This is a genomic window from Cupriavidus sp. 291-E7 (assembly GCF_057798835.1).
In genome coordinates this window covers 255,853-280,631 of sequence record NZ_JBYOJV010000010.1, presented here as the reverse complement: position 1 = coordinate 280,631, position 24,779 = coordinate 255,853, and the positions used below count along the sequence as shown (strand labels likewise).

Annotated in this window: 28 protein-coding genes and 1 tRNA gene; 10 read left to right on the top strand and 19 right to left on the bottom strand. The window is 62.0% G+C overall.

Annotated elements, in window-relative coordinates; genetic code table 11:
• Window positions 1-3: 3 nt before the first annotated feature.
• The 4 genes from AC3FLX_RS19580 to trxB form a co-directional block, all read right to left on the bottom strand.
• Window positions 4-1,224 carry an ISL3 family transposase gene (locus tag AC3FLX_RS19580; RefSeq protein ID WP_488694692.1) on the bottom strand — a complete coding sequence of 407 codons (1,221 nt, stop codon included), beginning with the start codon at window positions 1,222-1,224 and terminating at the stop codon, window positions 4-6.
• Between the two features lie 119 nt (window positions 1,225-1,343).
• On the bottom strand, window positions 1,344-1,991 hold the full coding sequence (locus AC3FLX_RS19575; RefSeq protein WP_488698958.1) for a trimeric intracellular cation channel family protein: 648 nt from the start codon (window positions 1,989-1,991) through the stop codon (window positions 1,344-1,346).
• Window positions 1,992-1,999: 8 nt separating this feature from the next.
• Complete coding sequence (locus tag AC3FLX_RS19570) at window positions 2,000-2,665, bottom strand: Smr/MutS family protein (RefSeq protein WP_488698957.1); 666 nt, start codon at window positions 2,663-2,665, stop codon at window positions 2,000-2,002.
• A 118-nt stretch (window positions 2,666-2,783) separates the two neighbouring features.
• Window positions 2,784-3,737 carry a thioredoxin-disulfide reductase gene (trxB, locus tag AC3FLX_RS19565; RefSeq protein ID WP_488698956.1) on the bottom strand — a complete coding sequence of 318 codons (954 nt, stop codon included), beginning with the start codon at window positions 3,735-3,737 and terminating at the stop codon, window positions 2,784-2,786.
• Window positions 3,738-3,918: 181 nt separating this feature from the next.
• Between trxB and AC3FLX_RS19560 the strand changes: the two genes are divergently transcribed.
• The 3 genes from AC3FLX_RS19560 to AC3FLX_RS19550 all read left to right on the top strand — a co-directional run bounded on the left by AC3FLX_RS19560 (window position 3,919) and on the right by AC3FLX_RS19550 (window position 7,468).
• On the top strand, window positions 3,919-6,249 hold the full coding sequence (locus AC3FLX_RS19560; protein ID WP_488698955.1) for a DNA translocase FtsK: 2,331 nt from the start codon (window positions 3,919-3,921) through the stop codon (window positions 6,247-6,249).
• A 134-nt stretch (window positions 6,250-6,383) separates the two neighbouring features.
• Window positions 6,384-7,019 (top strand): outer membrane lipoprotein chaperone LolA, encoded by a 636-nt coding sequence (gene lolA / locus AC3FLX_RS19555; RefSeq protein WP_488698954.1) that lies wholly within the window; start codon window positions 6,384-6,386, stop codon window positions 7,017-7,019.
• 74 nt (window positions 7,020-7,093) lie between these two features.
• Window positions 7,094-7,468, top strand: a complete 375-nt coding sequence (locus AC3FLX_RS19550; RefSeq protein ID WP_488698969.1) for a hypothetical protein — start codon at window positions 7,094-7,096, stop codon at window positions 7,466-7,468.
• Between the two features lie 39 nt (window positions 7,469-7,507).
• On the opposite strand, the gene AC3FLX_RS19545 is transcribed toward AC3FLX_RS19550, so the two are convergent.
• Window positions 7,508-7,678, bottom strand: coding sequence for a hypothetical protein (locus AC3FLX_RS19545; RefSeq protein ID WP_488698953.1), 171 nt, complete (start codon window positions 7,676-7,678; stop codon window positions 7,508-7,510).
• 161 nt (window positions 7,679-7,839) lie between these two features.
• Window positions 7,840-8,523 carry a hypothetical protein gene (locus AC3FLX_RS19540; RefSeq protein ID WP_488698952.1) on the bottom strand — a complete coding sequence of 228 codons (684 nt, stop codon included), beginning with the start codon at window positions 8,521-8,523 and terminating at the stop codon, window positions 7,840-7,842.
• A gap of 226 nt (window positions 8,524-8,749) precedes the next feature.
• Here AC3FLX_RS19540 and AC3FLX_RS19535 point away from each other — a divergent pair, with 226 nt between their 5' ends.
• The 5 genes from AC3FLX_RS19535 to AC3FLX_RS19515 all read left to right on the top strand — a co-directional run bounded on the left by AC3FLX_RS19535 (window position 8,750) and on the right by AC3FLX_RS19515 (window position 13,013).
• Window positions 8,750-10,108 carry a replication-associated recombination protein A gene (locus AC3FLX_RS19535; RefSeq protein ID WP_488698951.1) on the top strand — a complete coding sequence of 453 codons (1,359 nt, stop codon included), beginning with the start codon at window positions 8,750-8,752 and terminating at the stop codon, window positions 10,106-10,108.
• 155 nt (window positions 10,109-10,263) lie between these two features.
• A complete protein-coding gene (serS, locus tag AC3FLX_RS19530) occupies window positions 10,264-11,571 on the top strand; it encodes a serine--tRNA ligase (RefSeq protein ID WP_488698950.1) in 1,308 nt (435 codons plus the stop codon).
• A gap of 84 nt (window positions 11,572-11,655) precedes the next feature.
• Window positions 11,656-11,745: transfer RNA gene (locus tag AC3FLX_RS19525), tRNA-Ser, on the top strand.
• Between the two features lie 185 nt (window positions 11,746-11,930).
• Window positions 11,931-12,521 (top strand): recombinase family protein, encoded by a 591-nt coding sequence (locus AC3FLX_RS19520; RefSeq protein ID WP_488698949.1) that lies wholly within the window; start codon window positions 11,931-11,933, stop codon window positions 12,519-12,521.
• Window positions 12,522-12,584: 63 nt separating this feature from the next.
• Window positions 12,585-13,013 carry a hypothetical protein gene (locus AC3FLX_RS19515; protein WP_488698948.1) on the top strand — a complete coding sequence of 143 codons (429 nt, stop codon included), beginning with the start codon at window positions 12,585-12,587 and terminating at the stop codon, window positions 13,011-13,013.
• Here the strand turns inward: AC3FLX_RS19515 and AC3FLX_RS19510 are convergent.
• Window positions 13,010-13,933 carry a rolling circle replication-associated protein gene (locus AC3FLX_RS19510; protein ID WP_488698947.1) on the bottom strand — a complete coding sequence of 308 codons (924 nt, stop codon included), beginning with the start codon at window positions 13,931-13,933 and terminating at the stop codon, window positions 13,010-13,012. The genes AC3FLX_RS19515 and AC3FLX_RS19510 overlap by 4 nt on opposite strands.
• Before the next feature lie 832 nt (window positions 13,934-14,765).
• Here AC3FLX_RS19510 and AC3FLX_RS19505 point away from each other — a divergent pair.
• Window positions 14,766-15,083: a hypothetical protein gene (locus tag AC3FLX_RS19505; RefSeq protein ID WP_488698946.1), complete on the top strand. Its 318-nt coding sequence runs from the start codon at window positions 14,766-14,768 to the stop codon at window positions 15,081-15,083.
• On the opposite strand, the gene AC3FLX_RS19500 is transcribed toward AC3FLX_RS19505, so the two are convergent.
• From AC3FLX_RS19500 to AC3FLX_RS19470, 7 genes are all read right to left on the bottom strand, one after another.
• Window positions 14,998-16,041, bottom strand: coding sequence for a zonular occludens toxin domain-containing protein (locus AC3FLX_RS19500; protein ID WP_488698945.1), 1,044 nt, complete (start codon window positions 16,039-16,041; stop codon window positions 14,998-15,000). The two genes, AC3FLX_RS19505 and AC3FLX_RS19500, sit on opposite strands and share 86 nt — an antisense overlap.
• Window positions 16,041-16,367 (bottom strand): DUF2523 domain-containing protein, encoded by a 327-nt coding sequence (locus tag AC3FLX_RS19495; protein WP_488698944.1) that lies wholly within the window; start codon window positions 16,365-16,367, stop codon window positions 16,041-16,043. The genes AC3FLX_RS19500 and AC3FLX_RS19495 overlap by 1 nt, the downstream gene beginning before the upstream one ends.
• 2 nt (window positions 16,368-16,369) lie before the next feature.
• A complete protein-coding gene (locus AC3FLX_RS19490) occupies window positions 16,370-17,290 on the bottom strand; it encodes a virulence factor TspB C-terminal domain-related protein (protein WP_488698943.1) in 921 nt (306 codons plus the stop codon).
• A 583-nt stretch (window positions 17,291-17,873) separates the two neighbouring features.
• Complete coding sequence (locus AC3FLX_RS19485; RefSeq protein WP_488698942.1) at window positions 17,874-18,140, bottom strand: hypothetical protein; 267 nt, start codon at window positions 18,138-18,140, stop codon at window positions 17,874-17,876.
• A gap of 31 nt (window positions 18,141-18,171) precedes the next feature.
• Entirely contained in the window at window positions 18,172-18,465 is a 294-nt protein-coding gene (locus tag AC3FLX_RS19480; protein ID WP_488698941.1) for a hypothetical protein, read from the bottom strand.
• Between the two features lies 1 nt (window position 18,466).
• On the bottom strand, window positions 18,467-18,691 hold the full coding sequence (locus tag AC3FLX_RS19475) for a hypothetical protein (RefSeq protein ID WP_488698940.1): 225 nt from the start codon (window positions 18,689-18,691) through the stop codon (window positions 18,467-18,469).
• A gap of 256 nt (window positions 18,692-18,947) precedes the next feature.
• Window positions 18,948-19,268 carry a hypothetical protein gene (locus AC3FLX_RS19470; RefSeq protein ID WP_488698939.1) on the bottom strand — a complete coding sequence of 107 codons (321 nt, stop codon included), beginning with the start codon at window positions 19,266-19,268 and terminating at the stop codon, window positions 18,948-18,950.
• Window positions 19,269-19,442: 174 nt separating this feature from the next.
• On the opposite strand from AC3FLX_RS19470, the gene AC3FLX_RS19465 reads away from it, so the two are divergent.
• Window positions 19,443-19,703, top strand: coding sequence for a hypothetical protein (locus tag AC3FLX_RS19465; protein ID WP_488698938.1), 261 nt, complete (start codon window positions 19,443-19,445; stop codon window positions 19,701-19,703).
• A 156-nt stretch (window positions 19,704-19,859) separates the two neighbouring features.
• On the opposite strand, the gene AC3FLX_RS19460 is transcribed toward AC3FLX_RS19465, so the two are convergent.
• Genes AC3FLX_RS19460 through AC3FLX_RS19440 form a run of 5 tightly spaced genes read right to left on the bottom strand, consistent with a single transcriptional unit; the run spans window position 19,860 to window position 24,678 of the window.
• On the bottom strand, window positions 19,860-20,570 hold the full coding sequence (locus tag AC3FLX_RS19460) for an RraA family protein (RefSeq protein WP_488698937.1): 711 nt from the start codon (window positions 20,568-20,570) through the stop codon (window positions 19,860-19,862).
• 23 nt (window positions 20,571-20,593) lie between these two features.
• Window positions 20,594-21,796, bottom strand: a complete 1,203-nt coding sequence (locus tag AC3FLX_RS19455; RefSeq protein WP_488698936.1) for an aspartate transaminase — start codon at window positions 21,794-21,796, stop codon at window positions 20,594-20,596.
• Between the two features lie 23 nt (window positions 21,797-21,819).
• Window positions 21,820-22,386, bottom strand: a complete 567-nt coding sequence (locus tag AC3FLX_RS19450; protein ID WP_488698935.1) for a LeuD/DmdB family oxidoreductase small subunit — start codon at window positions 22,384-22,386, stop codon at window positions 21,820-21,822.
• Window positions 22,387-22,388: 2 nt separating this feature from the next.
• Complete coding sequence (locus AC3FLX_RS19445) at window positions 22,389-23,675, bottom strand: 3-isopropylmalate dehydratase large subunit (protein ID WP_488698934.1); 1,287 nt, start codon at window positions 23,673-23,675, stop codon at window positions 22,389-22,391.
• Between the two features lie 28 nt (window positions 23,676-23,703).
• Window positions 23,704-24,678, bottom strand: coding sequence for a Bug family tripartite tricarboxylate transporter substrate binding protein (locus tag AC3FLX_RS19440; RefSeq protein ID WP_488698933.1), 975 nt, complete (start codon window positions 24,676-24,678; stop codon window positions 23,704-23,706).
• Window positions 24,679-24,779: the final 101 nt, after the last annotated feature.

The window sequence follows — 24,779 nt, the reverse complement described above, 5'->3', positions numbered from 1 at the left end:
GGTTCAACGAGGAATTCCGGGGAAGGCAGCCTTGATCTTCAGGAAGAAGTATTCCTCGTCGCGGTAGCCGTAGGCCCTACGCTTGATGACCTTGATGGTGTTGTTGATGCCCTCTACGACGCTCGTGTTCAGCGGGTGCCGGCATCGGGCGATGATGCCGTGCCAATAGGCTTTCAGGCGCTGGGCGAACAGTTCGAGAGCCGGAATCCGGCTCTGGCTTGCCTGTTCACACCAATGCTCCCACGCCTTTTGCGCCCATCCCGGGCGGCGGTAGAACCACAGCCGCTTGAGCTCGTCTCTCAGGATGTAGACCGTCAGCAACGGCTGATTGGCCTGCAGCACCTCGTTCAGATGCACGGCTTGAGGGTCGCTCAGGTTCTCCTTGTTGCGCAGCAGTAGCCAGCGCGTGGACTTGAGTACCCGTCTGGCCGGACGGTCGTGCCGCAGGCGGTTGGCCTGATCTACACGGACCCGGTCGATCACCTCGCGCCCGTACTTGGCCACGACGTGGAAGAGGTCGAAGACCACCTCAGCCTGCGGGCAATGCTCGCGGATCTCCAGTTCATAGGCGGTCGTCATGTCGATGGCAACGGCCTCGATGCGCTCTGCCGCGCCTGCCGGGAGTTGCGCAAAGAAGGCGCGCGCCGTCTCGCGCGAGCGGCCCTGACCGATCCAGAGCACTTGCCGCCCAATCGGATCGACCACCACCGTCGCATAGCGATGGCCCTTGTGCAGCGCGAATTCGTCCATGGCCAGGTAGCGGATGCTGGACCAGTCCGGCTCGACGACTGCCTCGCGCAGGCGCGCCTTGTCGATCGTCTTGACGGTATGCCAGCCCAGGTCATAGAAAGCCGCCACGGCCTGCACCGTGCAGTGACGCAGCAACTGCCCGCAGGCCTGCGCCAGCCTGGCTGTGACACGCTGGTAGCGCCCAAGCCATTCGAGCCGCTCGAGTCGCGGCCCCCCGCATTGATCGCACCAGACGCGCCTGCGGGGGACATGCAGCACCACCCGGTACTCGAACAGCGGAAGATCGCGCACGCGCCGCACCACCGTTTCATGGACCTGCCGGCACTTCGATCCGCATTCCTCGCAGTACATGACCTTGCTGACTGGCTTCAAGTACAGCGCCAGCGTACGGCTCTCCCCTTCAGGCCATACCACCCGATCCAGCCTGTAGCCATCCCAGCAGCCCAAGGCCTGCAGCGTCTTCCGATCCAGCATCCCGTTCCTCAACAGCCGTCTTAACGGCCATTAGGATACGGAATGTGGCAATTCAGTCCCCGGAATTCTCCGAAGAACCTTTTTTTTACCTTCGGCAACCTTGCAGAGGTATCGCCCGTTCAGCTCGGTAGCTTCCACCCGAACTGCACCGACAGCAGGCGCATCGCTATCGTCACGAGTGCGCCGGCCAGCAGCGCCACTTCCTGGTCCGCGCGTAGCCACGTCAGCCCCACGTAGACCCAACAGCCCACGAACGAACACGTGGCATAGGGCGACCGGTCGCGCAGGATCATCGGTACTTCATTGCACAGCACGTCACGCAGTACGCCGCCGAACACGGCAGAGATGATGCCCATCATGACTGCAACGGTCGGCGTCATCTGGGCCACCAGCGCCAGCGACGTACCGGTGACCGAGAACAATCCCAGGCCGATGGCATCGGCCACGAGCATTGCGCGGTCCGACGCCACGCTGCTGACCACGCGAAACACGATGGCCGCGCCAATCGACATCGCAAAGATCAGCAGCACATAGTATTCGTGCTCGACCCAGTAGAACGGGCGCCGGTCCAGCAAGACGTCGCGCACGGTACCGCCGCCAAATGCGGTGGCGAAGGCAACGATGAAGGTGCCCACGGCGTCGAGCCGCTGCTTGCGCGCGTCGACCACGCCCGACACTGCAAAGGCAAGGACCCCGGTGATCTCCATGACATGGAGGATCAGGGGCAGCCGCCCCATCAGCAGATCGAACGGCAGGTGCAGGTGCATAGGTGGCGTCAGGGTTTGGGCTGGCGCAGCAAAACCATCAGGGCGCCCGCGCCGCCTTGCGACTCGCGGGCCTGGACGAAAGCGATCACTTCTTCCTTCTGCACGAGCCAGCTGCGCACCTTGCCCTTGAGCACGGGCAATTTATCGGGTGACCCGATGCCCTTGCCGTGGATCACACGTACACAGCGCACGCCGTTTCGCACCGAGCGGCGCAGAAAATTGGCCAGCGCCTCGCGGGCCTCGTCGCTGCGCAGTCCGTGCAGGTCCACCTTGTCCTGCGGCACCCACTCGCCGCGGCGCAGTTTCTTGATCACATCCTCGCCGATGCCGGGGCGGCGGAACGACATGGTCTCGTCGATATCGAGCAGGTTCTCGACGTCGAACTCATCTGACAGCGACGCTTCGAGCACGGCCTTGTCGTTGAGCTGGGTCTGTACCGCGATGGGCGCGGGGGCTTTGACGGGATGATGCACGCGATTGCGGTCGCGCAGGGTGCTGACCGTGCCGACACTGGAACGGAAGACGTTGGCTTCTTCCTCGGCGCGCCTGGCGGCGGCTTCGGCGGCCACGCGCTCGGCCTCGCGACGCTCGGCGTCGACCTTGAGGTCGTCACGCAACCCGGCCAGATCGTGCAGGCTGAATCGCTTGGGAGGGGTTTTGGCGCCGTTCGACATAGCAGAAACCTTAGATAACGCTCGGCACCGATTATAAGGAAAACGGGGACGACCGCAGCAAGGCGGGCGTCCCCGTTGGCTTCGCGCCGGGGCCAGCCGTGGGCTGGCCGGCGGGAATTTACTTCAGTGCTTCCACGTAGCGCTGGGCATCCAGCGCGGCCATGCAGCCCGTTCCGGCGCTGGTGATGGCCTGGCGATAAACGTGATCCTGCACATCGCCCGCGGCGAAGACGCCCGGGATATTCGTTGCCGTGGCATCGCCCGACAGGCCGCTCTTGGTGATGATGTAGCCGTTCTTCATCTCCAGCTGGCCCACGAACAGGTCGGTATTGGGCTTGTGGCCGATTGCCACGAACAGGCCGGACAGTTTCAGGTCCTCGGTTTTCGACGCGTCCTTGGTGCTGCGGATGCGCAGGCCGGTCACGCCCGACTGGTCGCCCAGGACTTCGTCGAGCGTATGGTCGTAGCGCAGTTCCACGCGGCCTTCCTTGACGCGCTGGAGCAGGCGGTCCACCAGGATCGGTTCGGCGCGGAACTTGTCGCGGCGATGGATCACGGTGACCTTGCTGGCGATATGCGACAGGTACAGCGCTTCTTCCACGGCCGTGTTGCCGCCGCCGATCACGGCCACTTCCTGGTTCTTGTAGAAGAAACCGTCGCAGGTGGCGCAGGCCGACACGCCGCGGCCCATGAAGCTTTCTTCGGACGGCAGGCCCAGGTACTGTGCCGAGGCGCCCGTGGCGATGATCAGGGCATCGCAGGTGTACTCGCCTGCGTCGCCGATCAGGCGGATGGGTTTTTCGGTCAGGTTGGCCGTATGGATGTGATCGAAGATGATTTCGGTGTTGAAGCGCTCGGCATGCGCCAGGAATCGCTGCATCAAGTCCGGGCCCTGGACGCCGTTAGGGTCAGCGGGCCAGTTTTCCACGTCGGTCGTGGTCATCAGCTGGCCGCCCTGGGCCAGGCCGGTGATCAGCACCGGGTTCAGGTTGGCGCGGGCCGCGTAGACGGCGGCGGTGTAGCCGGCCGGGCCGGACCCGAGAATCAGCACTTTTGCGTGTTTTGCAGACATGATGCGTTCCTGTAGGCAGCAAATGACCCGGCGCGGTATTCGTGCCGGTGTCACTCGAAACCGCCATTATAAGTGGCGCGGCGTTTGCCGACTGTTGCAAATTCCAATGGAGGCGATAGGGGCAGCCGAGGTTAAAATGGCCCCCATCGTCCACTTCGCACGATCGAACAGACCCTGACGCATGGCTCGCGCAACCACGACTACCCGGACCGACCCGTCGGCACTCCCATCGCGCATCGGCAAGCTGCTTGGCGAGGTGCGCTGGTTCCTGCTGCTTGCCGTGACGCTCGGCTTCCTGTGTGTGCTGGCCAGCTACAGCAAGGCGGACCCCGGCTGGTCGCATGCCAGCCAGGTGTCCGATATCCGCAACCTCGGCGGCCGTGTGGGCGCCTGGGTGGCCGACATCCTCTTCTTTATCTTCGGTTTTTCCGCCTATTGGTGGAGCGTGCTGCTGCTGCGCCGGTGCTGGCGCGGCTGGCGCGAGCTGACCGCCGAACTGCCTGAGCGTGTGCAGGAGCCGCAGCACAGTACCGTGATCAGCTGGATCGGGTTCGTGCTGACGCTGGTGTCGAGCATGGGCCTCGAGGCCATCCGCATGTATCCGCTGCGCTCGGCGCTGCCGCGCGCGCCGGGCGGCGTGCTGGGCGATCTGCTCGGGGGCTGGCTGCAGCTGGCGCTGGGATTTTCCGGCGCGACGCTGCTGTTGCTGCTGATGTTCGCCATCGGCCTGTCCCTGTTCTTCCATTTTTCCTGGCTGTCGGTGGCCGAGCATGTGGGCGGCTTCGTGGAGACGTTCTTCATGGGCTTCAAGGCCCGCCGCGAGAAAAAGCAGGACCGCATCATCGGTGCCGCGGCGAAAGTGGAACGTACCGAAACCGTGGAAGTGCAGCGCGTGAAGCAGGAAGAGGCCGTGCCGGTGCAGATCGTGCGTCCGCAGGCCGTGCCCAAGCACGAGCGTGTGGAGCGCGAAAAGCAGCAGCCGCTGTTCGCGGACATCCATGATTCGGACCTGCCGCCGCTGTCGCTGCTGGACGCCGTGCCCGCGCATCAGGAAACGGTCAGTGCCGAGACGCTGGAATACACGTCGCGCCTGATCGAGAAGAAGCTCAAGGACTTTGGGGTCGAGGTCAAGGTGGTGGCCGCCTATCCTGGCCCGGTGATCACGCGCTACGAAATCGAGCCGGCCACGGGCGTGAAGGGCAGCCAGGTAGTGAACCTGGCCCGCGATCTGGCGCGAAGCCTGTCGCTGGTGTCGATTCGCGTGGTCGAGACGATTCCGGGCAAGAACTACATGGGCCTGGAACTGCCGAATCCGAAGCGCCAGACCGTGCGCCTGGCCGAGATACTGGGTTCGCACGTGTACAACGAGAGTGCGTCGAGCCTGACGATGGCGCTGGGCAAGGACATCGCCGGCAAGCCGATGGTGGCCGACCTGGCCAAGATGCCGCATTGCATGGTGGCCGGTACCACGGGTTCGGGTAAGTCGGTGGGTATCAACGCGATGATTCTGTCGCTGCTCTACAAGGCCCGCGCCGACCAGGTTCGCCTGATCCTGATCGATCCGAAGATGCTCGAAATGAGCGTCTACGAGGGCATTCCGCACTTGCTGTGCCCGGTGGTGACCGACATGCGCCAGGCCGGCAACGCGCTGAACTGGGCCGTCGGCGAGATGGAACGCCGCTACAAGCTCATGAGCAAGGTGGGCGTACGTAACCTGGCTGGCTACAACAAGAAGATCGACGAGGCCGCGGCGAAGGAAGAGAAGATTCCGAACCCGTTCAGCCTGACGCCCGATGCCCCGGAACCGCTGGAAAAGCTGCCGACGATCGTGATCGTGATCGACGAACTGGCCGACCTGATGATGGTGGTGGGCAAGAAGGTCGAGGAATTGATCGCGCGGATCGCGCAAAAGGCGCGTGCGGCGGGTCTGCACCTGGTGCTGGCCACGCAGCGCCCGTCGGTGGACGTGATCACGGGCCTGATCAAGGCCAACGTGCCGACGCGTATCGCGTTCCAGGTCAGCAGCAAGATCGACTCGCGCACGATCCTGGACCAGCAGGGCGCCGAAGCCCTGCTGGGCATGGGTGACATGCTCTACCTGGCGCCGGGCACCGGGATGCCGGTGCGTGTGCATGGCGCCTTCGTGTCCGACGATGAAGTGCACCGCGTGGTCGAGAAACTCAAGGAAGGCGGCGGGGCCAACTACATCGAGGGCATTCTCGAAGGCGGCCTGGTCGATGGCGACGGCGCTGGCGACAGCCTTGGCGGCGGTGCCGGCATTGGCGGGGGCGGGGGCGAGGCCGATCCGCTCTACGACCAGGCGGTGGAAGTGGTGATCAAGAACCGCCGCGCGTCGATCTCGCTGGTGCAGCGGCATCTGCGCATCGGCTACAACCGCGCGGCGCGGCTGCTGGAAGACATGGAAAAGGCCGGACTGGTCTCGGCCATGTCGGGCAACGGCAACCGCGACATCCTGGTGCCGGCGGGCAGCAGCGCAACCGCCGACGACTGACGCCGCACCATCCGCACGCCGCACAGGCCAAAGTGACGGGTAATATACCGTTACGCCCGTCACAGCCTGTCGCGGAATTGGCGACACGCGGCACGCTCTAATCGGACATCAGCCACACGTAAGGGATGGATTTCATGCGACATCGCATTCTCGCGCCGCTGTGCGCGACGCTGGCGCTGCTGGCCGCCGTGCCCGCCGCGCATGCAGCCGCCACGGACCAACTGCAAACCTTCGTCACCAGCGTGAAGACCGCGCGCGGCGAGTTCACGCAGAAGCAGATCAAGGGGCAGGGGGGCGAGGCCAAGGTGGCCGGCACGTCGAGCGGCACGTTCGCGTTTTCGCGCCCGGGCAAGTTCACATGGCGCTATATCAAGCCTTATGACCAGCTGCTGCAGGCCGATGGCCAGACGCTGTACATCTACGACAAGGACCTGAACCAGGTGACCGAGCGCAAGCTCGACAACGCGCTCGGTTCAAGCCCTGCCGCCATCCTGTTCGGCAGCAATGACCTGTCGAAGAACTTCGATGTGAAGAACGGTGCCACGCGTGATGGCGTCGAGTGGCTGGAACTGACGCCGAAGTCCAAGGACACCCAGTTCGAGCGTATCGGCATCGGCTTCAAGGGCGGCAATCTTGAGGCGATGGAACTGCGCGACGCATTCGGCAACACCACGTTGCTGACGTTCACCGGCATCCAGAAGAATCCGTCGCTGCCGGCCGATGCATTCCGCTTCACGGTGCCGAAGGGCGCCGATGTGATGAAGCAGTGAGAGACCGACGCCCAAGGACCGCTATGAAAGACGCCCCCGCTTTCCGTCATCTCCCGGCCCTGCGCCACATTGTCATGCCCGGCGGCGCGCTGGCCGCCGCGCTGGTCCTGTCCGCCTGCGCGCACAGCCAGGCCAGCCGTTTCGATGTCGACGCCTTCCTGCGCGGCTCCGACACGGCTCTGCCCGAAGTGCTGGGCAATACCGACTTCCTCAACGCCACGCGCATCGCGCAGACCGATTGCGCCGTGTTGCTGCAATCGCCGCACAACGGCGTGCTCGAAGATCTGCCGGCCAGCAACACGACGCGCGGACCGGCATGGGTGCTGCATCCCAATGGCACGCCGGACAAGGTCTGGCTGATCGTCGGTCAGGCCAATGGCGAGCGCAGCTGCCACGGCCCGCTGCCCGCGGATGCGATGAAGACCCTCACCGATCGGGCCAAGGGCTGAAGACTTGCAAGGTGGCGGCCCCCGTCGCGGGGCCGCGTGCTACGACGCCAGTGCTTCGCGCGCGTAGCGTTGGCGCGGCTTGGGCAGCGCCTGCAATTGCTCGCGCCGTATCCGGATGGCTTCCTCGTTGCCGCGCTTGATGGCGGCGCGCAGCTTCAGCACCGCTTTCTTGTACTGCTTCTTCTTGCGCATGCGGGTGGTGATGGCCATGACAGTGGTTTCCTCCTGACGGGCCGGCACGGGCGCCGGCTGCCAGTCATGGTAAGGCTGGCCCAGCGCTGCCGCGCCCGATTTCGAAAGAATTCAGATCGCCCCACAAGCCTGCTCATTGCTGCGCCGCGCAACCGGCCGCCGCCGCCCGGCCAGCCGGGTCAGAGCAGAAAGCGCCGGTTGTCGTTTTCCTCGTAGCGCGGCTCGACCTTGCGGAATTTCAGCTTCGTGCTGCTGTCGAGCTTGCGGCCGGCCAGCTTGCGTTGTAGCTGGCGATGCACGGCGCGGATATGACCGACCGAATCCTGCGCATAGGGCTTGCCGTCGCTGGCGCCGGCCAGGCCGCCGCCAGCGGCGAGCGCTTCGTTGTGAGCGGCCGCGGAACGGGCGATCAGTACGTCCAGATACTGGCGGGCGCGCACGGCGGCGTGCAACATGCCATCGGTCGGATTCTGCTTGGCGCGCACGGCGTCCTGCGGCAGGCGGACATTGGCGGCGATACGGCGCAGCGCGGCGCGCAGTTCGGCGCCGTCCAGATCGGCTTCCTGGATGATCCAGACCGCGTCGTGGCGAATCCAGCCTTCCACATCGATCATGCGGCGCATCAGCGCCGGCAGCAGCAGGCGGCCGCCGTAGCGCCGCGTGCGGCGAATGGCGGACAGGCCGATGCGGCGCACGTGCGCGTTTTCATGATCGAACAGGTCGTTGACGACGTGGTCGGCATCCTCCTGGGATGCGATCAGTTCGGCAAACTGCCCGGCCAGCGAGATTTCTTCCACGCCATTGAGCTTGTTCTTGCTCGCCAGCCGGTTCAGCTTGAACATCAGCATGCGGTATCGCAGCATACAAATCCCCGAAATTCGCAAACAGTGGTTCTGGAGTGAGCCGCCGGTCGTTGTGCCGGCGTCGCCCTTCCCGCGTGCATGAAACGCGGGCCATTGGAAGTTATCGGCATAACCAAAGCCGGCTTTAGGGGGTGGCGCAAAATAATTCGCGCGGCGCCGATGGTCTACACTGTGGCGTTCCGCGCCGCCTGCGGCGGCCGCTACCTGACAGAAAGGCTCCAGTACCGTGGCGGATTCGTTGTTCTCCGACCCTCCTGAACGTTCCCGGCAACCGCTGGCGGAGCGCCTGCGCCCGCGCAATATCGACGAGGTGATTGGCCAGCAGCATCTGCTGGGCGCCGGCAAGCCGCTGCGCGTGGCTTTCGAATCGGGCGAACCGCATTCGATGATCCTCTGGGGGCCGCCCGGCGTGGGCAAGACCACGCTTGCCAGGCTGATGGCCAATGCGTTCGACGCCGAATTCATCGCGCTGTCGGCCGTGCTGTCCGGCGTCAAGGACATCCGCGAGGCGGTGGAGCGTGCCGAGCAGTTCCGCGCCCACGGGCGCCGCACGCTGGTGTTCGTGGATGAGGTGCACCGCTTCAACAAGAGCCAGCAGGACGCCTTCCTGCCCCATGTGGAAAGCGGTCTGTTTGTATTCATCGGTGCCACCACCGAAAATCCGTCGTTCGAAGTCAACGGCGCATTGCTGTCGCGCGCGGCGGTCTATGTGCTCAAGAGCCTCGACGACAACGAGCTGAAGCAACTTGTGCTGCGCGCCAGCGAGGAGCTGGGCGGCGTGCAGTGGGACGACGAGGCGCTGGGCCTGATCGTCGGTTCGGCCGATGGCGATGGCCGCAAGCTGCTGAACAATATCGAGATCGTGGTGCGTGCCGCCCGCAATGCTGGCGTGCAAATCATCGATACGGCCTTGCTGGGCAGCGCGCTGGCCGAGAACCTGCGCCGTTTCGACAAGGGCGGCGACGCGTTCTACGACCAGATCAGCGCGCTGCACAAGTCGGTGCGCGGCTCCGATCCCGATGGCGCGCTGTACTGGTTCTGCCGCATGCTCGATGGCGGCGCCGACCCGCGCTATCTGGCGCGCCGGATCGTCCGGATGGCTTGGGAAGACATCGGTCTGGCCGACCCGCGCGCGGCCCGCATCACGCTCGACGCGTCTGAAACCTATGAGCGGCTTGGCTCGCCGGAAGGTGAGCTGGCGCTGGCGCAGGCCCTGATCTACCTGGCCGTGGCGCCGAAGTCGAACGCCGGCTACAACGCCTACAACGCGGTGCGCGCCTTTGTTTCCAAAGACAAGTCGCGCCCGGTGCCCGTGCACTTGCGCAACGCGCCGACCCGGCTGATGAAGGAGCTGGGTTACGGCCACGCCTACCGGTATGCGCACGACGAGCCCGAAGCCTACGCCGCCGGCGAGCACTACCTGCCTGATGACCTGCGCCGGCAGGACTGGTACCAGCCCACCCCGCGCGGGCTGGAAGGCAAGATTGGCGACAAGCTGCGCCATCTGCGCGATCTGGACGCCGCCTGGCATCGTGAAAACCGGGGAAAGCCGGCGGATGACAAGAAGGGCGGCGACAAGGATTGAGCGTTGCAACCTGGGCCTTGGGAGCCGGATCCGGCGCCGAATGACCGAACAGCGTGGGAAATCCGGGCAGATTCGGCGCCGTCCGGTCATGCCGGTGCAGTAAAATGTCGCGTTCGCCGGCATGTCGCCGGCACTGCACACGACCCCCAAGCAACATGCTCGACATCCAGCTGTTCCGCAAAGACATCGACGCCGTGGCCCAACGCCTGGCCGCGCGCGGTTTCCAACTCGACGTGGCCACGTTCCAGGCCCTGGAGGCCGAACGCAAGCAACTGCAGACCCAGACCGAGGAACTGCAGGCCCGCCGCAACGCGCTGAGCAAACAGATCGGCATGCTCAAGGGCAAGGGCGAGGACGCCTCGGCCCCGATGACCGAAGTGGCCGGCATTGGCGATACGCTCAAGGCTTCGGCCGAGCGCCTGGGCCAGATCCAGAGCCAGCTCAATGACGCGATGATGTCGATTCCGAACCTGCCGCACGAGAGCGTGCCGGTGGGCAAGGACGAGACGCAGAACGTGGAGGTGCGCCGCATCGGCACGCCGCGCACGTTCGACTTCGAGGTCAAGGACCACGTCGACGTGGGCGCCCGGCTCGGCCTCGATTTCGAGACCGCATCCAAAGTGACCGGCTCGCGCTTCGCGTTCCTGCGGGGCGGCGTGGCTCGCATGCATCGCGCGCTGGTGCAGCTGATGGTGGACACCCATACGCTGGATCACGGCTACACCGAGATGTACGTGCCGTACATCGTCAATGCCGCGTCGATGCGTGGCACCGGCCAGCTGCCGAAGTTCGAGGATGACCTGTTCAAGGTGCCGCGCAAGGTGGGTGGCGAGGATGGCCAGGATGTCATCGAGAACTTCTACCTGATCCCGACTGCGGAAGTGCCGCTGACCAACATCGTGCGCGACGCGATCGTTTCGGCGGAAAAGCTGCCGATGCGCTTCGTGGCTCATACGCCGTGCTTCCGCTCGGAAGCCGGTTCGTATGGCAAGGACACGCGCGGCATGATCCGCCAGCACCAGTTCGACAAGGTCGAGATGGTGCAGGTGGTACCGGCCGAGCAGTCGATGGACGCACTGGAGCTGATGACCGGCCATGCCGAGGCGATCCTGAAGAAGCTCGAACTGCCGTTCCGGACCGTGGTGCTGTGCACGGGCGACATGGGCTTTGGCAGCACCAAGACCTATGACATCGAGGTGTGGATTCCGGCGCAGAATACGTACCGCGAAATCAGCTCGTGCTCGAACATGGGCGATTTCCAGGCACGCCGGATGCAGGCGCGCTCGCGCGCCGGACAAGGTAAGCCGGAACTGGTGCACACGCTGAACGGATCGGGCCTGGCCGTGGGCCGCACGCTGGTGGCCATTCTCGAGAACTACCAGAACGCCGACGGTTCGGTGACGGTGCCGAAGGCACTGCAAGCCTATATGGGCGGCATCGAGCGCCTGGAACCCGAAGCGTAAAAAATTTCCAGGAAGGGGCTTGCGCTCGGTATAGCAATGTCCCTATAATCTTGGTTTCGCTGCTTACGCAACGACCCAGTTACCGGAGAGGTGGCAGAGTGGTCGAATGTACCTGACTCGAAATCAGGCGTACCGGCAACGGTACCGTGGGTTCGAATCCCACCCTCTCCGCCATACAAAAAGCTGCTAGCTGTTTCGACCACCAGCAGACAAAAACATCGTAGTAAAGCTAGAGCCGACGCCTGTGAAAACACGCGTCGGTTTTGTTTTTCTGCGACGCCCATCCTCAGCGGGGTACGCGAACTACTCACCGAGGCCCGACATAGACTGCTCCAAACAACAACAATGTATGAAGCAGCATGTTAGTCGGATACGCACGGGTTAGTACGCAAGAACAAGAGACACACGCACAAACCGACGCACTGCGAGAAGCGGGCGTCGGTTTTGTTTTTTCCGAGAAGCGATCAGGCGGGAGCGTATCGAAGCGGCCAGTGCTTGAGGAGATGTTAAGCACCATCGGCCAGGGCGACACGGTAGTGGTCTACAAGCTCGACCGTATCGCACGTTCGCTGAAAGACCTACTCATCATCATCGAGCGCATCGAGCAAGCAGGCGCTCAATTCCGCAGCCTCACAGAACACATCGACACGCGATCACCTGCAGGGCGGATGATCTTTCAAATCGTCGGGGCATTCGCGGAATTTGAGCGCGAACTCATTCGAGAGCGCACACGTGTAGGCATGGCTGCAGCTGCGCGACGCGGCGTGAAAATGGGTAGACCCACAGCAATGAGCCCTGCAGATGAGGCAGAGGCCATGCGTCTATGGTTCACCGGTAAGCACACGAAGTCCGCGCTAGCGCGTCAATTCGGTACGCACATATCCAGCATCAAACGTGCAATTAAGCGCCATCACGAACGCACCCAACCAAGCCTGCTTGACGCAGCGTAAAGGCTAAAACGGAACCCCGCCACCCTGATATGGTAGGTTTACCAAAAATGACAAGGGGTTCCAATGCTTCGAATCGTGATAGCCATAATAGTTGCGGCCGCCAGCGGCAATGCCCTAGCAATGAAGTGCACCAGCGGTAAGAAGACGCTCTACACTGACGCACAAAACTGCCCCACAGGCTATTCCTACAGCGTAAGCCAAGAAACAGGCACCGTATCGACCATCGGAAAGTCTGAAAACGTACGACAGCAGGAAAGCGAATTTCTCAAGGGCCGAGAGCGCGAGAACAGCCAGTACTCCGCTCAGATCGCGCAGACGCAAATACAGGCCGCACAACAGATCGCGAACAACGCAGGACTATGCTCATCACTATCGGATCAGGCACGCTCACTCGAAGCCGCGATGCGACAACCGAACAGCCCGCAAACACTCGACTATCTCAAACAGCAGCACCGAGGCGTCCGCGATCAGATGTACCGGTACAAGTGCTAACAATCCTCAATTGGCTTGGTGTACCACTCGTCAGCAGTGGCAAGCCAGAAACATCCACGACCGTGTGACACGTAGCTCGAAAGACCCTGCATGTTAGCGTTATCGCACAGCCAACCGAAGGCGAAACGCAAAGCATCATCCAGCGACGAGAACTGACCCGAAATGGGCTTTTCGATGTCAATGCCGCGAGACGACCAATAGCGCTTAGCATTCAACTCTGAATCTTCGGCATCCTTGCCGATGTACTTCGAGATATAAGCAGCCAGCTTGTGCCGTGGCCACTCCTTAACCTTGCCAGCGTGGTTGCCCTTCGGGTTCTGAACATCAATGTTGCCCATACCGACGCCAACCACTTGATGCCACAGCGCACGCACTACGTCATAAACCTGCCGACCGTGCACAGCAAGGTGAATATGCCATGCACCGCGCTCTTGACGTTCCAGCACAGCGACATACCGCCACTTGTCCTTGCCCGTGCGCTTGGCAAGCCTGTTCATGAGCCGCGAAAACTCTTTGAAGTCCCGCTCAACACGCTCACGATCCTCCACGTTTTCACGGTAGGTAAGGGTAAGCAACCGGTCCGCCAATATTTGCTTGCACAGAAGCCGCACACGTTTCCTAGCACGCTGCACAGCACGCTCTCTATTCTTATCTTCATTGAGAGACTCACCACGCTTAGCCTTCGGCATGGGCATGAGATTGATGTCACGGAAAACCTTAACCGGATAGCCAACAACCTCACGTTGCCCACCAGGAAGCGTCACACACTTCACCACGACCTCTTCACGAACGTTGGGCCTCATGAGTCGCGTAGCAACTGCATCAGCATATGAATCCGCAGCACCAGAATCCCGGTCATACCACGACAAATCATCGTGGTTGATTTCCTGATAGGTGTCAGCTATCGTAAAGCCATTCATGGCGAACGCTCCTAACGTTTCTCGCTGTGATCACGTCCCCGGAGGATTGCCGTCCTCGCGGGGATTTTCTTTTCTGTCAGTACTACCGTGGCGTCTCGTTGCTTAAGTGTCAGTGATACAAGTCTAGGGGCGCGCTTCGCGCGCCCGCGCTCATGCCGCCTTACGGCTGGCCTTGAGCGCGTGGGCCAGCATTCACGAACACGTCATCCTGAGTCTGCGGAGCAGGGTGTAGAGCCATCAGGAAGGCTATGGCTATGGCCAGCAACCAAGCGGCTACCCCTACCTGCATTGCTTCGATCAACGCGCCTACGCTCTTTCTGATCGTTTCCAGCAGTCGTTTTCTTCCCTTCATAACCCCTAACCCCTTGGGCGATTCCTTCGGACCGGGCTTTCGCGCAAGCGTCGAGCCTAGGTCTCGCTCCATTCGGACATCAATCCCTATCGCTTCCGCTCTCCGAGCGGCCAGACACCTCAACGGTTTCTGGACTTCCCGAGAAAAGACCATCTAGTGTGCTTCGCACAAAAGGCGCTCGCCGCGCAGCGTCTCCACTCGCCCTGGTGAGCGTCATCAGTCCGCCGAGCCCGCCGTCCCTTTTTCGAACGTAGTCCACTCCCTTCGGACTTTCGCGGCATAAACGGCCTGCTCCCCATTTCCGATGAAACCGGAAACGGGTCCCCTCCATTTATTCCACGTTCCGAAGGGAGCGGCCTCTCACGTTCGCGGGACGACGAACTCAGCGGACTGATGCCGAAACAGCTTCGGCAAGACTCCCGGAGACAAAGACGCCGGGACTCAGAATCTAGCGGCCCGATGACCTTAAAGGCGAAAACCATGAACCAACTGACCCTCTCACTCGCTGGCGGAATGTGCAACGCCCCGCTGTGGTTCGCTCTCCCGAGCAAGCGCCGTGTGGCACGTAGCAAGATCGAGTTCTGCCCCTTCGTGCAACTCGCACTCAAGCTCCACATCCGCAAGCTCATCCGCACCGGCAACCACTTCGTATGGACCCGCAGCGACGGCAAGCAATTCGTTTGCCGCACGATTCGCCAACTCGTTGCGCGCATCATGGATTGGGACGGTAAGCTGCTGCAGGGTCTGCTGCGCTCTGCGACATCGCAAGCGAACGCGAGCCAAAAGCGCCGTCGCTAGACGATCGCGTTTCGAACTCGCGGAAGTAGCCTTTCTGCGCAATCGACGCGCAGGCACTGCGCTCGACATCCAACACCGTAGCCTGTTCGGTGTAACACCTACATCCCGCCTTCTGCGCAATACAGCCCGCCACCACCGGCGCCCGAGTCGGTTGCGTGATGGCGTCATATACCGGCGCCGTGTGGGGCAGCCCAGGTATCCGCGGCTGACGTTCCGCAATGTACTCACCGGTCGTTTTCTTACGCTCAGAAGCCGGCGCGGCACTTGAAATGATTCCGGCGCCTGACTTGCCACCAGTCTCCGCCTTAACTGGATCAGAGCCCTGAAAACCCATCGACGCAAAGTGACGGTATCCAAAGAACCCGATCACGCATAACACCACCAGCAGCGCCGGAATCATGAACAGTTTCAGCGGAATGGACCGCTTCACTGTATGCATCGTTGCCGAACGGTACTTCCCGTAAAAGTCCTTGGGAGGCACGAATGGCTTACGCACAGCATTCTTGCGCGCGAAATAGTCCTTCGGGTTCTCCGCAACACCGTCTTGCCACTCGAAGCAAACAGCCTTCGTCATACCGAACGGGCGATGCATATGCCAGTGCGTTTGCACCAAGCGTCGAATCTTGGCCTCGAACTGCAACGGAGCCTGAGTAATCAGGTACAGATCGAAACCGCGATGGCGATGCACCGCTACGTCGGCGTAGTGCTTCGGCAATTCCTTGCCTAGCGCCAGAGACGGAAACGTGTTCTGGCACTCATCAAGCACGATGATGGCCCCGTCCGGGCACTTCACCCAGTCGGAGCCTTTCTCCATCTCTGTCCACCCCTCTAGCTTCACGTCGGGGATGCCGTGATAGAACACCGGACGGCCTTCCTCTTTGCGCCGCTTTTCAACAGTAACCAGCGTATAGAAAGTCTTGTAGTTGCCCGGAAGCCCGGTCGTCAGATAGACAGGCATCAGGCCCCCCCTTGATCACCAGTACGGTTCCAAATCATCTTGACCAGGCCACCGTTAAACACACCGCCCAACGCTGCCTTTATCGTGATGCACGCCAACAGCAGGTTGAATGCCACACCAAGACCCAGCATCGACATCACCTGAAGCACTTGCGGAGGAATGTTGATCACCTGAGCATTGATGATGTCCACCAGCTTGTTAAAAAGAAACTCAACGCCCTTGTATTGGACATAACCAACACCAAGGGCAATCAGCACCTTGCCAACCATACTGCCAATGATGGATAGCAACGCGCCCCACAAAAGTTGAACGAGAGGAGCCCACATGATCAGCCCTTATTGAAGAAGAGAATGCGCGCACAAAAGAGCGCCGTACACAGCAGCACAATTGCGCGAATCCAACCTGCGTAATCACACACTGGCTGAAACGAGATCTCCACAGTAACGTCCATAGGGCGCATCACGAGCGGAGCAGGACAGGCACCTGTCCCGAAACGATCTGTCACGTTGTCCAGTTTGTTTTGCACGTCCACAACTTGAAGACCACCCGTGGCACTAATCACACCAGCATTGCCTTGCCCCTTAGCTGCCTCGCTGGAAAAAACATCACGGTACGGATGCGAAGCCTCTGCCTGGCAATTCCGTGTGTATTGCTCTTTGGCGATCGCGCACTGGATAGCGTCACCAGTACAAGTGAAGGAAGCTGCGCAGCTGCCCTGAAACGAATCAACGTCCTTGCAAACGGCGTCATCGGCATTCTTTGCACAGAATGCATCCTTCGTTTGAGTCGTCGTTTCCTTCGAACCATCCGGTTTTGTCGTCGTTTGCGTGACCGTCGCAACACCATTGTTGTTCGTTACGTTTGTGGTCGTATTGGTCGTCTGGCTCGGCGCCTGAACACCGCTCGCATCCGTAGCGGTCGATGTCTTCGAATCATTCTTTGTGACACTAGTGCCGGGAATCTCGCCACCCTTGGCGCAAATCCCCACACCATTCACAGTGCCGTAGACCAAGCCCAACTGCGCGCAGCTGACAGGCGATGGCGGGTCAGTCGGTTTCGTCGTGGTGTCTACGCTGTCGTAATTGGCACCACTGCATGTCTGCCCGTTTCCCTTGCCGACAGACATCCCATACGTAGACTGCAACCCAACCGCAATTGAGCCTTGCGGATACTGGCACCCCTGGATGCACGCATAGTTAGGGGGAGTACTTCCCTGACCCACCACGAAAGCGCCGATATATTTGGTCATTACAGACGCATCCGTGCAGCTCGGTGGCGCCGGCCCGCACTGTTGAGCGAGCGGCAGAGACGTATTCGGTGCGGAGTTGTTCGCGCACCACGTCACGCCATTGACCGCACCAGAATTCACAATCGTCCCTGCTTGACCAGAAGACGTAACCTTGTAGTTGTACGTGCAACCCGACCCCGGACTGGCAGCCGCCGCACTCACAAAAGTCCATCCCGGAGACAGCCCTCGATCAGTGAACGAACGCGGCACCGCATACGCGCACGCCTCATCCTTTGTGGGTCGATAGTCCGTTGTCAGGTTGTAATTCTTGCTCCCATCGACGTCACGCCACCACCACCACGTGACAGGAGCATCCGCCCTGGCCTCAGAAACCAACCCGAGGCCAAAGGCAAGCGCTACGCCCAGTAGCACAAGAACCCTGAGGAGCGGAGTCCAAAGCCGCGCAGGAAGAGAGCAGAGCACAGAGAATTCCAATTAGCGCATTGCGATAGCGAGACATACGACTAGCAGGATGACTTCGTATGTATTGAAAATGGATGCGGTGTCCATAAAAAAGAAGGGCGCCGAAGCGCCCCCTTGTGGTTTAGCCGAAGAACGCGGCCTTGGCCCACTTCCACGCGACCGCGATACCGGACACTGTGAGCATCACGCCGCCGATCACCGCCAGCGCGCCGCTGATGTCCGTTTTCGCTTGGTTCGCCGCACCCGAAGCATCGACACCACCCGTGGTCTGCGCGAACGCAGCGGCAGCACCCATACCGGCCACCACCACAGCAGCCTTGGCCCACTGCTTGACTTGCTCCGACTTCACGGCGGCTTTCACACCGCGTTGGACTTGTTGCAGGTTCATACTGACTCCCGAAGGGTTGAGGAAAAAAGCGCTATGACCTCTCCGAAGCCACAGCGGTTTTTTCCCGATCAATCAAGCGCTGCACACGCTTGAGAAAACGGTGTTGCCAGATCATTGCCTTGCGCGCGTTTCGTTGCTTGCCCTCCAGCACCGCCAAGCGGTACTTCGCCGACCAACGCTTACGCCGAAAATGCTCCTTAATTTCTTCACCGAACATCCGAACCATGTGCCAGCACAGGTAGCCAAGAAACGCAGAGAAGAAGCTCAGCAATGCAACAGCCGTTGCAAGCTGGCGGGCAAACTCAATCAGTTGCTCAGTGGTCATGTCAGCGTCGATTCAGAAAGAAGTCGTTCATCAGCCGGATTCCCCACGCCATCAGCATTACCGTGACGATCATGAGCATCCAGTCCGCTTTTTCCGCGTTCGTCAGCCTGGGGACGATTGAGTGCTGCGACAGCGCCGCATCAAGATCAACTGGTTGCGTTTGACACGCCTGAAAGTCAGCAACGTTCACAGGCGTTGGCGAGTCGCAGACAAGCACGTAGCGCATCACCAACCCCAGCCGGAACCCGAGCGATGCAACAGCACACTGAGCACCACCGCAGTGGCCGCAGCACCCCCGCACGCCTTCACAAACATCTCAGGCTCCACACCGATGGACCAAACCAGCGCGTACAAGTGAAACCAGTCGACCGAAAGTCCGATCAATCCGCAACACACTGCAGTCCATGCAAAGATCAGTGACATCGATCCATCCCCGTAAACGAAACAGAGGCCGGCGAACCGGCCTCAGCGAGCATTGAGATTCAAGCGGCCTTCTTCTCCGGCAACGGAGCAGCTTGCTTTACGCCCACAGGCTGCAGATCAACGATGCGGACGACCACCTTGCCTTCGAAATTGGAGAAGGAGAAAACCGGTTCATAGGCACCCGGAGCGAGGCCGCGAAGATGATCCGGCAGGTTCATAAGGCCGGCAGTCGTGTCACGCTTGATCTCGCCGTTCTGATCGGTGTACTCAGCCGTGGCGATGCAAGCGCCTTCTTCGATGTGGTACTGGTTGCCAGTCTTACGAGCAACGCCTTCACGAACGGTCACCGCGTGGATATGAACCAGATGCTTTTGAGCCATTGTTTTTTCTCCGCTATGCCGGGTATCGAACGTCCGGCAGGATTTGGTTACACAGCGCGCGGTTTACGCGCCGTTGTTTACGCCATACACTTCGATTGTGCCGTTCGGACTAAGTCCGTTTGGACAAATCGAAGGTTAGTCCGTTCGGACAAAGTGCACAACAAGGAGTTTTCTATGAGCTACCAAGAATTGATAGCAAGGGCGCTAAATGGTCGGAGCGTGAATCGCGCGGCCAAAGACTTTGGCGTTCCGCAGAAGACTTTTGATCGTTACACGAAGGGGGAGCGACTGCCCGACTACCACACCGCTCTGATGCTGGCTCAAGCAGCAGGCGTTGAACCGGGCGCAGCATTCCTCATGCTGGCCGAGGAAGAGGCGAAGCGGGCAGGGGTTCAAAAGGGACCCTCTCCGCCAAAACAAGAAGCTGCCGACTGATTCGACCACCGGCAGACAAAAATAGCGTAGTAAAACTCAAACCGACGCACTGTGAAAGCAGGCGTCGGTTTTGTTTTTGTCGCGCGGATTTCTTTCAGCGTTTGCTTCACCTTCACCTTCACCTTCGGCTGCGGCCATGACAGCCGCAGCCCGATGTCAGACTGGCAGTCCCTTGGCGCGCAGTACGGCGTCGAATCGTTCCGGGTCCGCCGTCCCCAGCCGGTTGGTTTCGCGCACGCGTGCTTCGCGCTCCAGTCCGGCGCGGGCGCGTGCCAGTACCGCTTCGGCTTCGGCCGCGGGCACCGCCACCACGCCATCGGCGTCACCGACGATCAGGTCTCCCGGCAGTACCGCCATGCCGGCGCAGGCGATCGGCACATTGATCTCTCCGGGGCCTTCCTTGCTCGGGCCACGATGGGTGTGGCCACGGGCGAATACCGGCATACCGTCTTCCGCCCATTCCGCAAGATCCCGGATCGCGCCGTCGATCACCAGCCCGCCCAGTTGCCTGGTCACGCAGGTGGTGCGCATCAGGCCGCCGATCAGTGCCTGCGTGACATCGCCGCTGCCGTCGATGACGAGTACATCGCCGGGCTGCACCATCATCAGCGCCTTGTGAATCATGAGATTGTCGCCGGGCCGTACGCGCACTGTCACGGCTGGGCCGCACAACACCTCCGTCAGCCGGCCGTGGTAGCGATGCAGGCCGAGCGTGCCGACGCTGCGGCCGATGGCGTCGCTGATCGCCGCCACCGGAATCTCGCGGAACGCGGCCACGATCGAAGCCGAGGGGCCGGCCGCGCGCGGTTCGATGCGATAACCGGCAGGCCACTGCACGGGTTGTTTTTCGGAGCTGGATGCTGTCATCGGTGGGTCCTTGTCGAAAAGATTCAGCGCAGTGCCTCGCAGGCGTTGCGCAGACGTGCCAAGCCGGCTTCGAGGCGGTCCATCGACGTCGCAAACGAGATGCGGAAGAACGGCGATGTCCCGTACGCGCCGCCCTGCAACACGGCCAGATTCTGCGCGTCGAGCAAGTAGAGCACGAAGTCTTCATCGGTCTCGATTACCTTGCCATCGGGTGTCTTCCGGCCGATCAGGCTGGCGCAGGAGGGATATGCATAGAACGCCCCTTCGGGCAGATGGCAGGTGACGCCGTCGATGCGATTCAGCGAGGAGACAACGGCGTCGCGCCGTGACTGGAACACGCGCGTGCGTTCGGCGATGAAATCTTGCGGACCGGTCAGCGCTTCAAATGCTGCAGCCTGGCTGATCGACGACGGATTGGACGTGCATTGCGACTGCAGCTTGACCATCGCCTTGACCAGCGTGGCAGGTGCACCGCCGTAACCGATGCGCCAGCCTGTCATCGCATACGCCTTGGACACACCGTTGATGGTCAGCGTCCGTTCCTTCAGGGCCGGTTCCACCTGCGCGATGGTGGCGAACTCGCGGCCATCGTAGAGGATGTGTTCGTAGATGTCGTCCGTCATCACCCACACATGCGGATGCCGCAGCAGCACGTCGGCCAGTGCCTGCAGCTCCGCGCGCGAATACGTGGCGCCGCTGGGGTTGTTCGGCGCGTTGAGCACCAGCCACCGCGTGCGCGGCGTGATGGCGCGCTCCAGGTCTTCCGGGGCCAGCTTGAAGCCGTTGCCGGGTTGGCACGGCACGATCACGGGCGTGCCCTCGGCCAGCAGCACGATATCGGGATAAGACACCCAGTAAGGCGCGGGCACGATGACTTCGTCGCCGGGTTCGATCGTGCACAGGAATGCGTTGAAGATGATCTGCTTGCCGCCTGTGCCGACGATCAACTCATTGGGCGCGTATTCGAGCTGGTTGTCGCGCCGGAACTTGTCGGCGATGGCGGCGCGCAGCTCGGGCGTGCCACCCACGTCGGTGTACTTGGTCTGCGAGCGCGCCATCGCGCGCGTGGCGGCTTCACAGACATTGGCTGGCGTGTCGAAATCGGGCTCGCCAGAGGTCAGGCCGATGATGTCGCGGCCCGCTGCGCGCAGCTCCCGTGCGCGTTGGCCGGCCATTGAGCTGGGCGAAGGTTGGATGCGATTCAGACGTGCGGCAATCAGGCTCATGATGGGATGGGTCCGGGGAACATTCAGGAATCGGTTTGTGGTGCGGCAGGCCGTGCAAAAGACCGGTGCTGGCGCAGGTAGGGCACCAGGCCGCCCGCGTCGCGGATGGTCAGTACGATGTCGGCCACCGGTTCGCACGGAATCACGCGCGATGCCTGGCCGTCGTCGTTGCCGACGCGAAGCTCGGCGTGCGAACCAGACAGGTGCAGCGCAATGGCATCGCCTTCGCGGATGGCGTCCCGCAGCAGCTCGGTATCTGCCGTAACAGGCAGCAGGCCGTTGTTCACCGCATTGCGCCAGTACGTGCGTGCGAAGCTGCGTGCCACCACTACGCGGATGCCGGCGGCCAGCACCACCGTCACGGCAACCTCCATCGCCGATCCGCAGCCGAAGTTGTGGCCGGCAATCAGGATGTCGCCGTCGCGTACCGTAGCCGCGAACGCGGGGTCGTAGTCTTCCAGCAGGTAGTGCCGCAGGACATCGCCGTCGAGGGTGTCCTTCTTGCGGCGCGACGAGATGATGTAGTCGGTGTTGATGTCGTCACCGAGCCGGCGTGCGCGGCCCTGGATGACTGTAGAAGGCAAGGACATGATTAGCGGCCGGACTCGCGCGGATCGGTCAGGCGGCCAGTAGCGGCAGCCGTGGCACAGGCCCGCGGCGAGGCAAGAAAGATTTGCGCCTGGCGATTGCCCATGCGCCCCTTGAAATTGCGGTTGGCGGTGGAAACCACATGCGCGCCGTCACCGGGAATCTCGCCACAGGTGCCGCAGCAGGAACCACACCCAGGCGGCTGGAATTCAGCGCCCAGCGCGGCAAACTCATCGAGCATGCCCGTGGCTTCGAGTTCGGCCTGTACCGCCGCCGATGCCGGTGTCACGATCAGCCGCACGCCGGGCGCTACGCCGCCGCTGGCGCGCAGCACGTCGAGCGCTTCGCGGTAGTCCTTGGTACGGCCGCCGGTGCAGGTGCCCAGATAGACCATGTCGACAGGTGTGCCGCCAGCGGCCGCGAAGTCCACGACGTTATCGACGCGATGAGGCAGCGCCACCATCGGCACCACATCGTCCAGATGCCAGTGCAGCGTTTGTGCATAGCGCGCGTCGGCATCGGCCGATACCGGTGTGAGCGGTGCGTGAGTGCGCCCGGAGAGCCAGGCGCCGGTCTGTGCGTCATACGGGAAGATGCCGGCCTTCGCGCCCATTTCCACGGACATGTTGGCCAGCACGATCCGGTCGTCGATATCGAGTGCCGTTACGCCGGGGCCGTCGAATTCGAGCGCCATGTAGTTGGCGCCGCCGGCTCCGAGCGCGCGGGCCATCGTCAAGGCGAGGTCCTTGGCCGAAGCATGGGCCGGCAGCTTGCCGGTCAGGCGGATGCGGATCGATGCCGGCACCTTGAGCCAGACCTGCCCGCACTGGAAGATGCCGGCCAGGTCGGACGAACCGATGCCCGTGCCGAATGCGTTGAGCGCACCGTATGAGACCGCGTGCGAGTCCGCACCCACCACGAGCTGACCCGGCAGCACTCGCCCGGTTTCGAGCATCAACTGATGGCCGATGCCTTCGGCCACGTCGAACACATGAACGCCGAAGAGCCTTGCGAAGCTGCGTGCTTTCGACTGTAGCGCCATCGCGCGTTCGCCAGATGCCACACCGTAGTGATCGAGCGCGAACACGAGCCGATCCGGTCTTGCCGGTACGGTCAACGCGCCGTCGTGTTGCATGTCGCGGAAGTATTCGAGCGCCATCGGCACCGAACCGTCCGTACCCATCGCCATGTCGGGCGCGCAGATTGCGAGATCGCCGGCGTAGACGGCATGCCCGGCAGCCCGCGACAGCAGCTTCTCGGTCATGGTCTGGCCGCGTGTGGCGGGCGTCATGATGGACTCGCGCATCGGTTGGTCACGCTCAGTTCAGTTTGATGCCGGCGGTCTGCACGACCTTGCCCCACTTGTCGTGCTCGGTCCGGATCTGCCGCGCAAAATCCTCGGGGGTGCCGCCAACCGGTTCCACGCCAAGCTGTACGAGCCGAGCCTTGACGTCGTCGGACTTCAGGATCTGGTCGATCGCGCGATTGAGCTTGAGAACGATGCCTTTGGGCGTGGCGGCGGGGGCCACGACACCGCTCCACGACAACGACTCGTAGCCCTTGACGCCGGCTTCTTCCAGCGTCGGCACATTGGGCAGGCCGGGCAGGCGCTGGCGGCTGGTGACGGCCAGCGCGCGCAGCTTGCCTTGCTGGACAAAGCCGATCGACGAGGGCGCGTTATCGAACAGCATCGTGACGTTGCCGCCCAGCAGGTCGGTCAGTGCAGCCGAGCTGCCCTTGTAAGGCACGTGCATCAGCTTGACGCCGGTCAGCGAGGAAAACAGCTCGCCAGACAGGTGAGTGGAGCTGCCCGGCCCGGACGACGCAAAGCTCAGGGCGCCGGGCTTGGCCTTTGCCATCTGGATCAGCGCGGCCACGTCGGATGCCGGAAGGCTGGGCGCAACCACGAGGATGTTCGCGTTCTCGGTGGTGTAGCTGACCGGCGTGAAGTCCCTGGCCGCGTTGTAGTTGAGCTTGCCGTAGAGATGGTCGTTGATCGACAGCACGCCGGTGGCGCCCATCAGCAGCGTGTAGCCATCGGCCGGCGCCTTGGCCACGAGTTCGGCGCCGATATTGCCGCTGGCACCGGCGCGGTTATCCACCACGAACGGCTGCTTGAACTTTTCCTGCAGCTTCTCGGCAAGGATGCGTGCAACCACGTCGGTGGAACCGCCAGCAGCGAACGGCACGACGATGCGTACGACCTTGTCGGGGTAGTTGTCTTCGGGGGCGGCGCCAGCGACGAGAGGAAGGCAGGCGAGACACGCGGCAGCAAGACCAGTCAGCATCTTCATGGGGGTTTTCCCTTAAGAGAGGGGCATGTTGTGGATGTGGCCACGTTTGCTGTCTCGCGGCTCAGGGAAAGTCTACGGACGCGTATTTCCCTGGACAAACG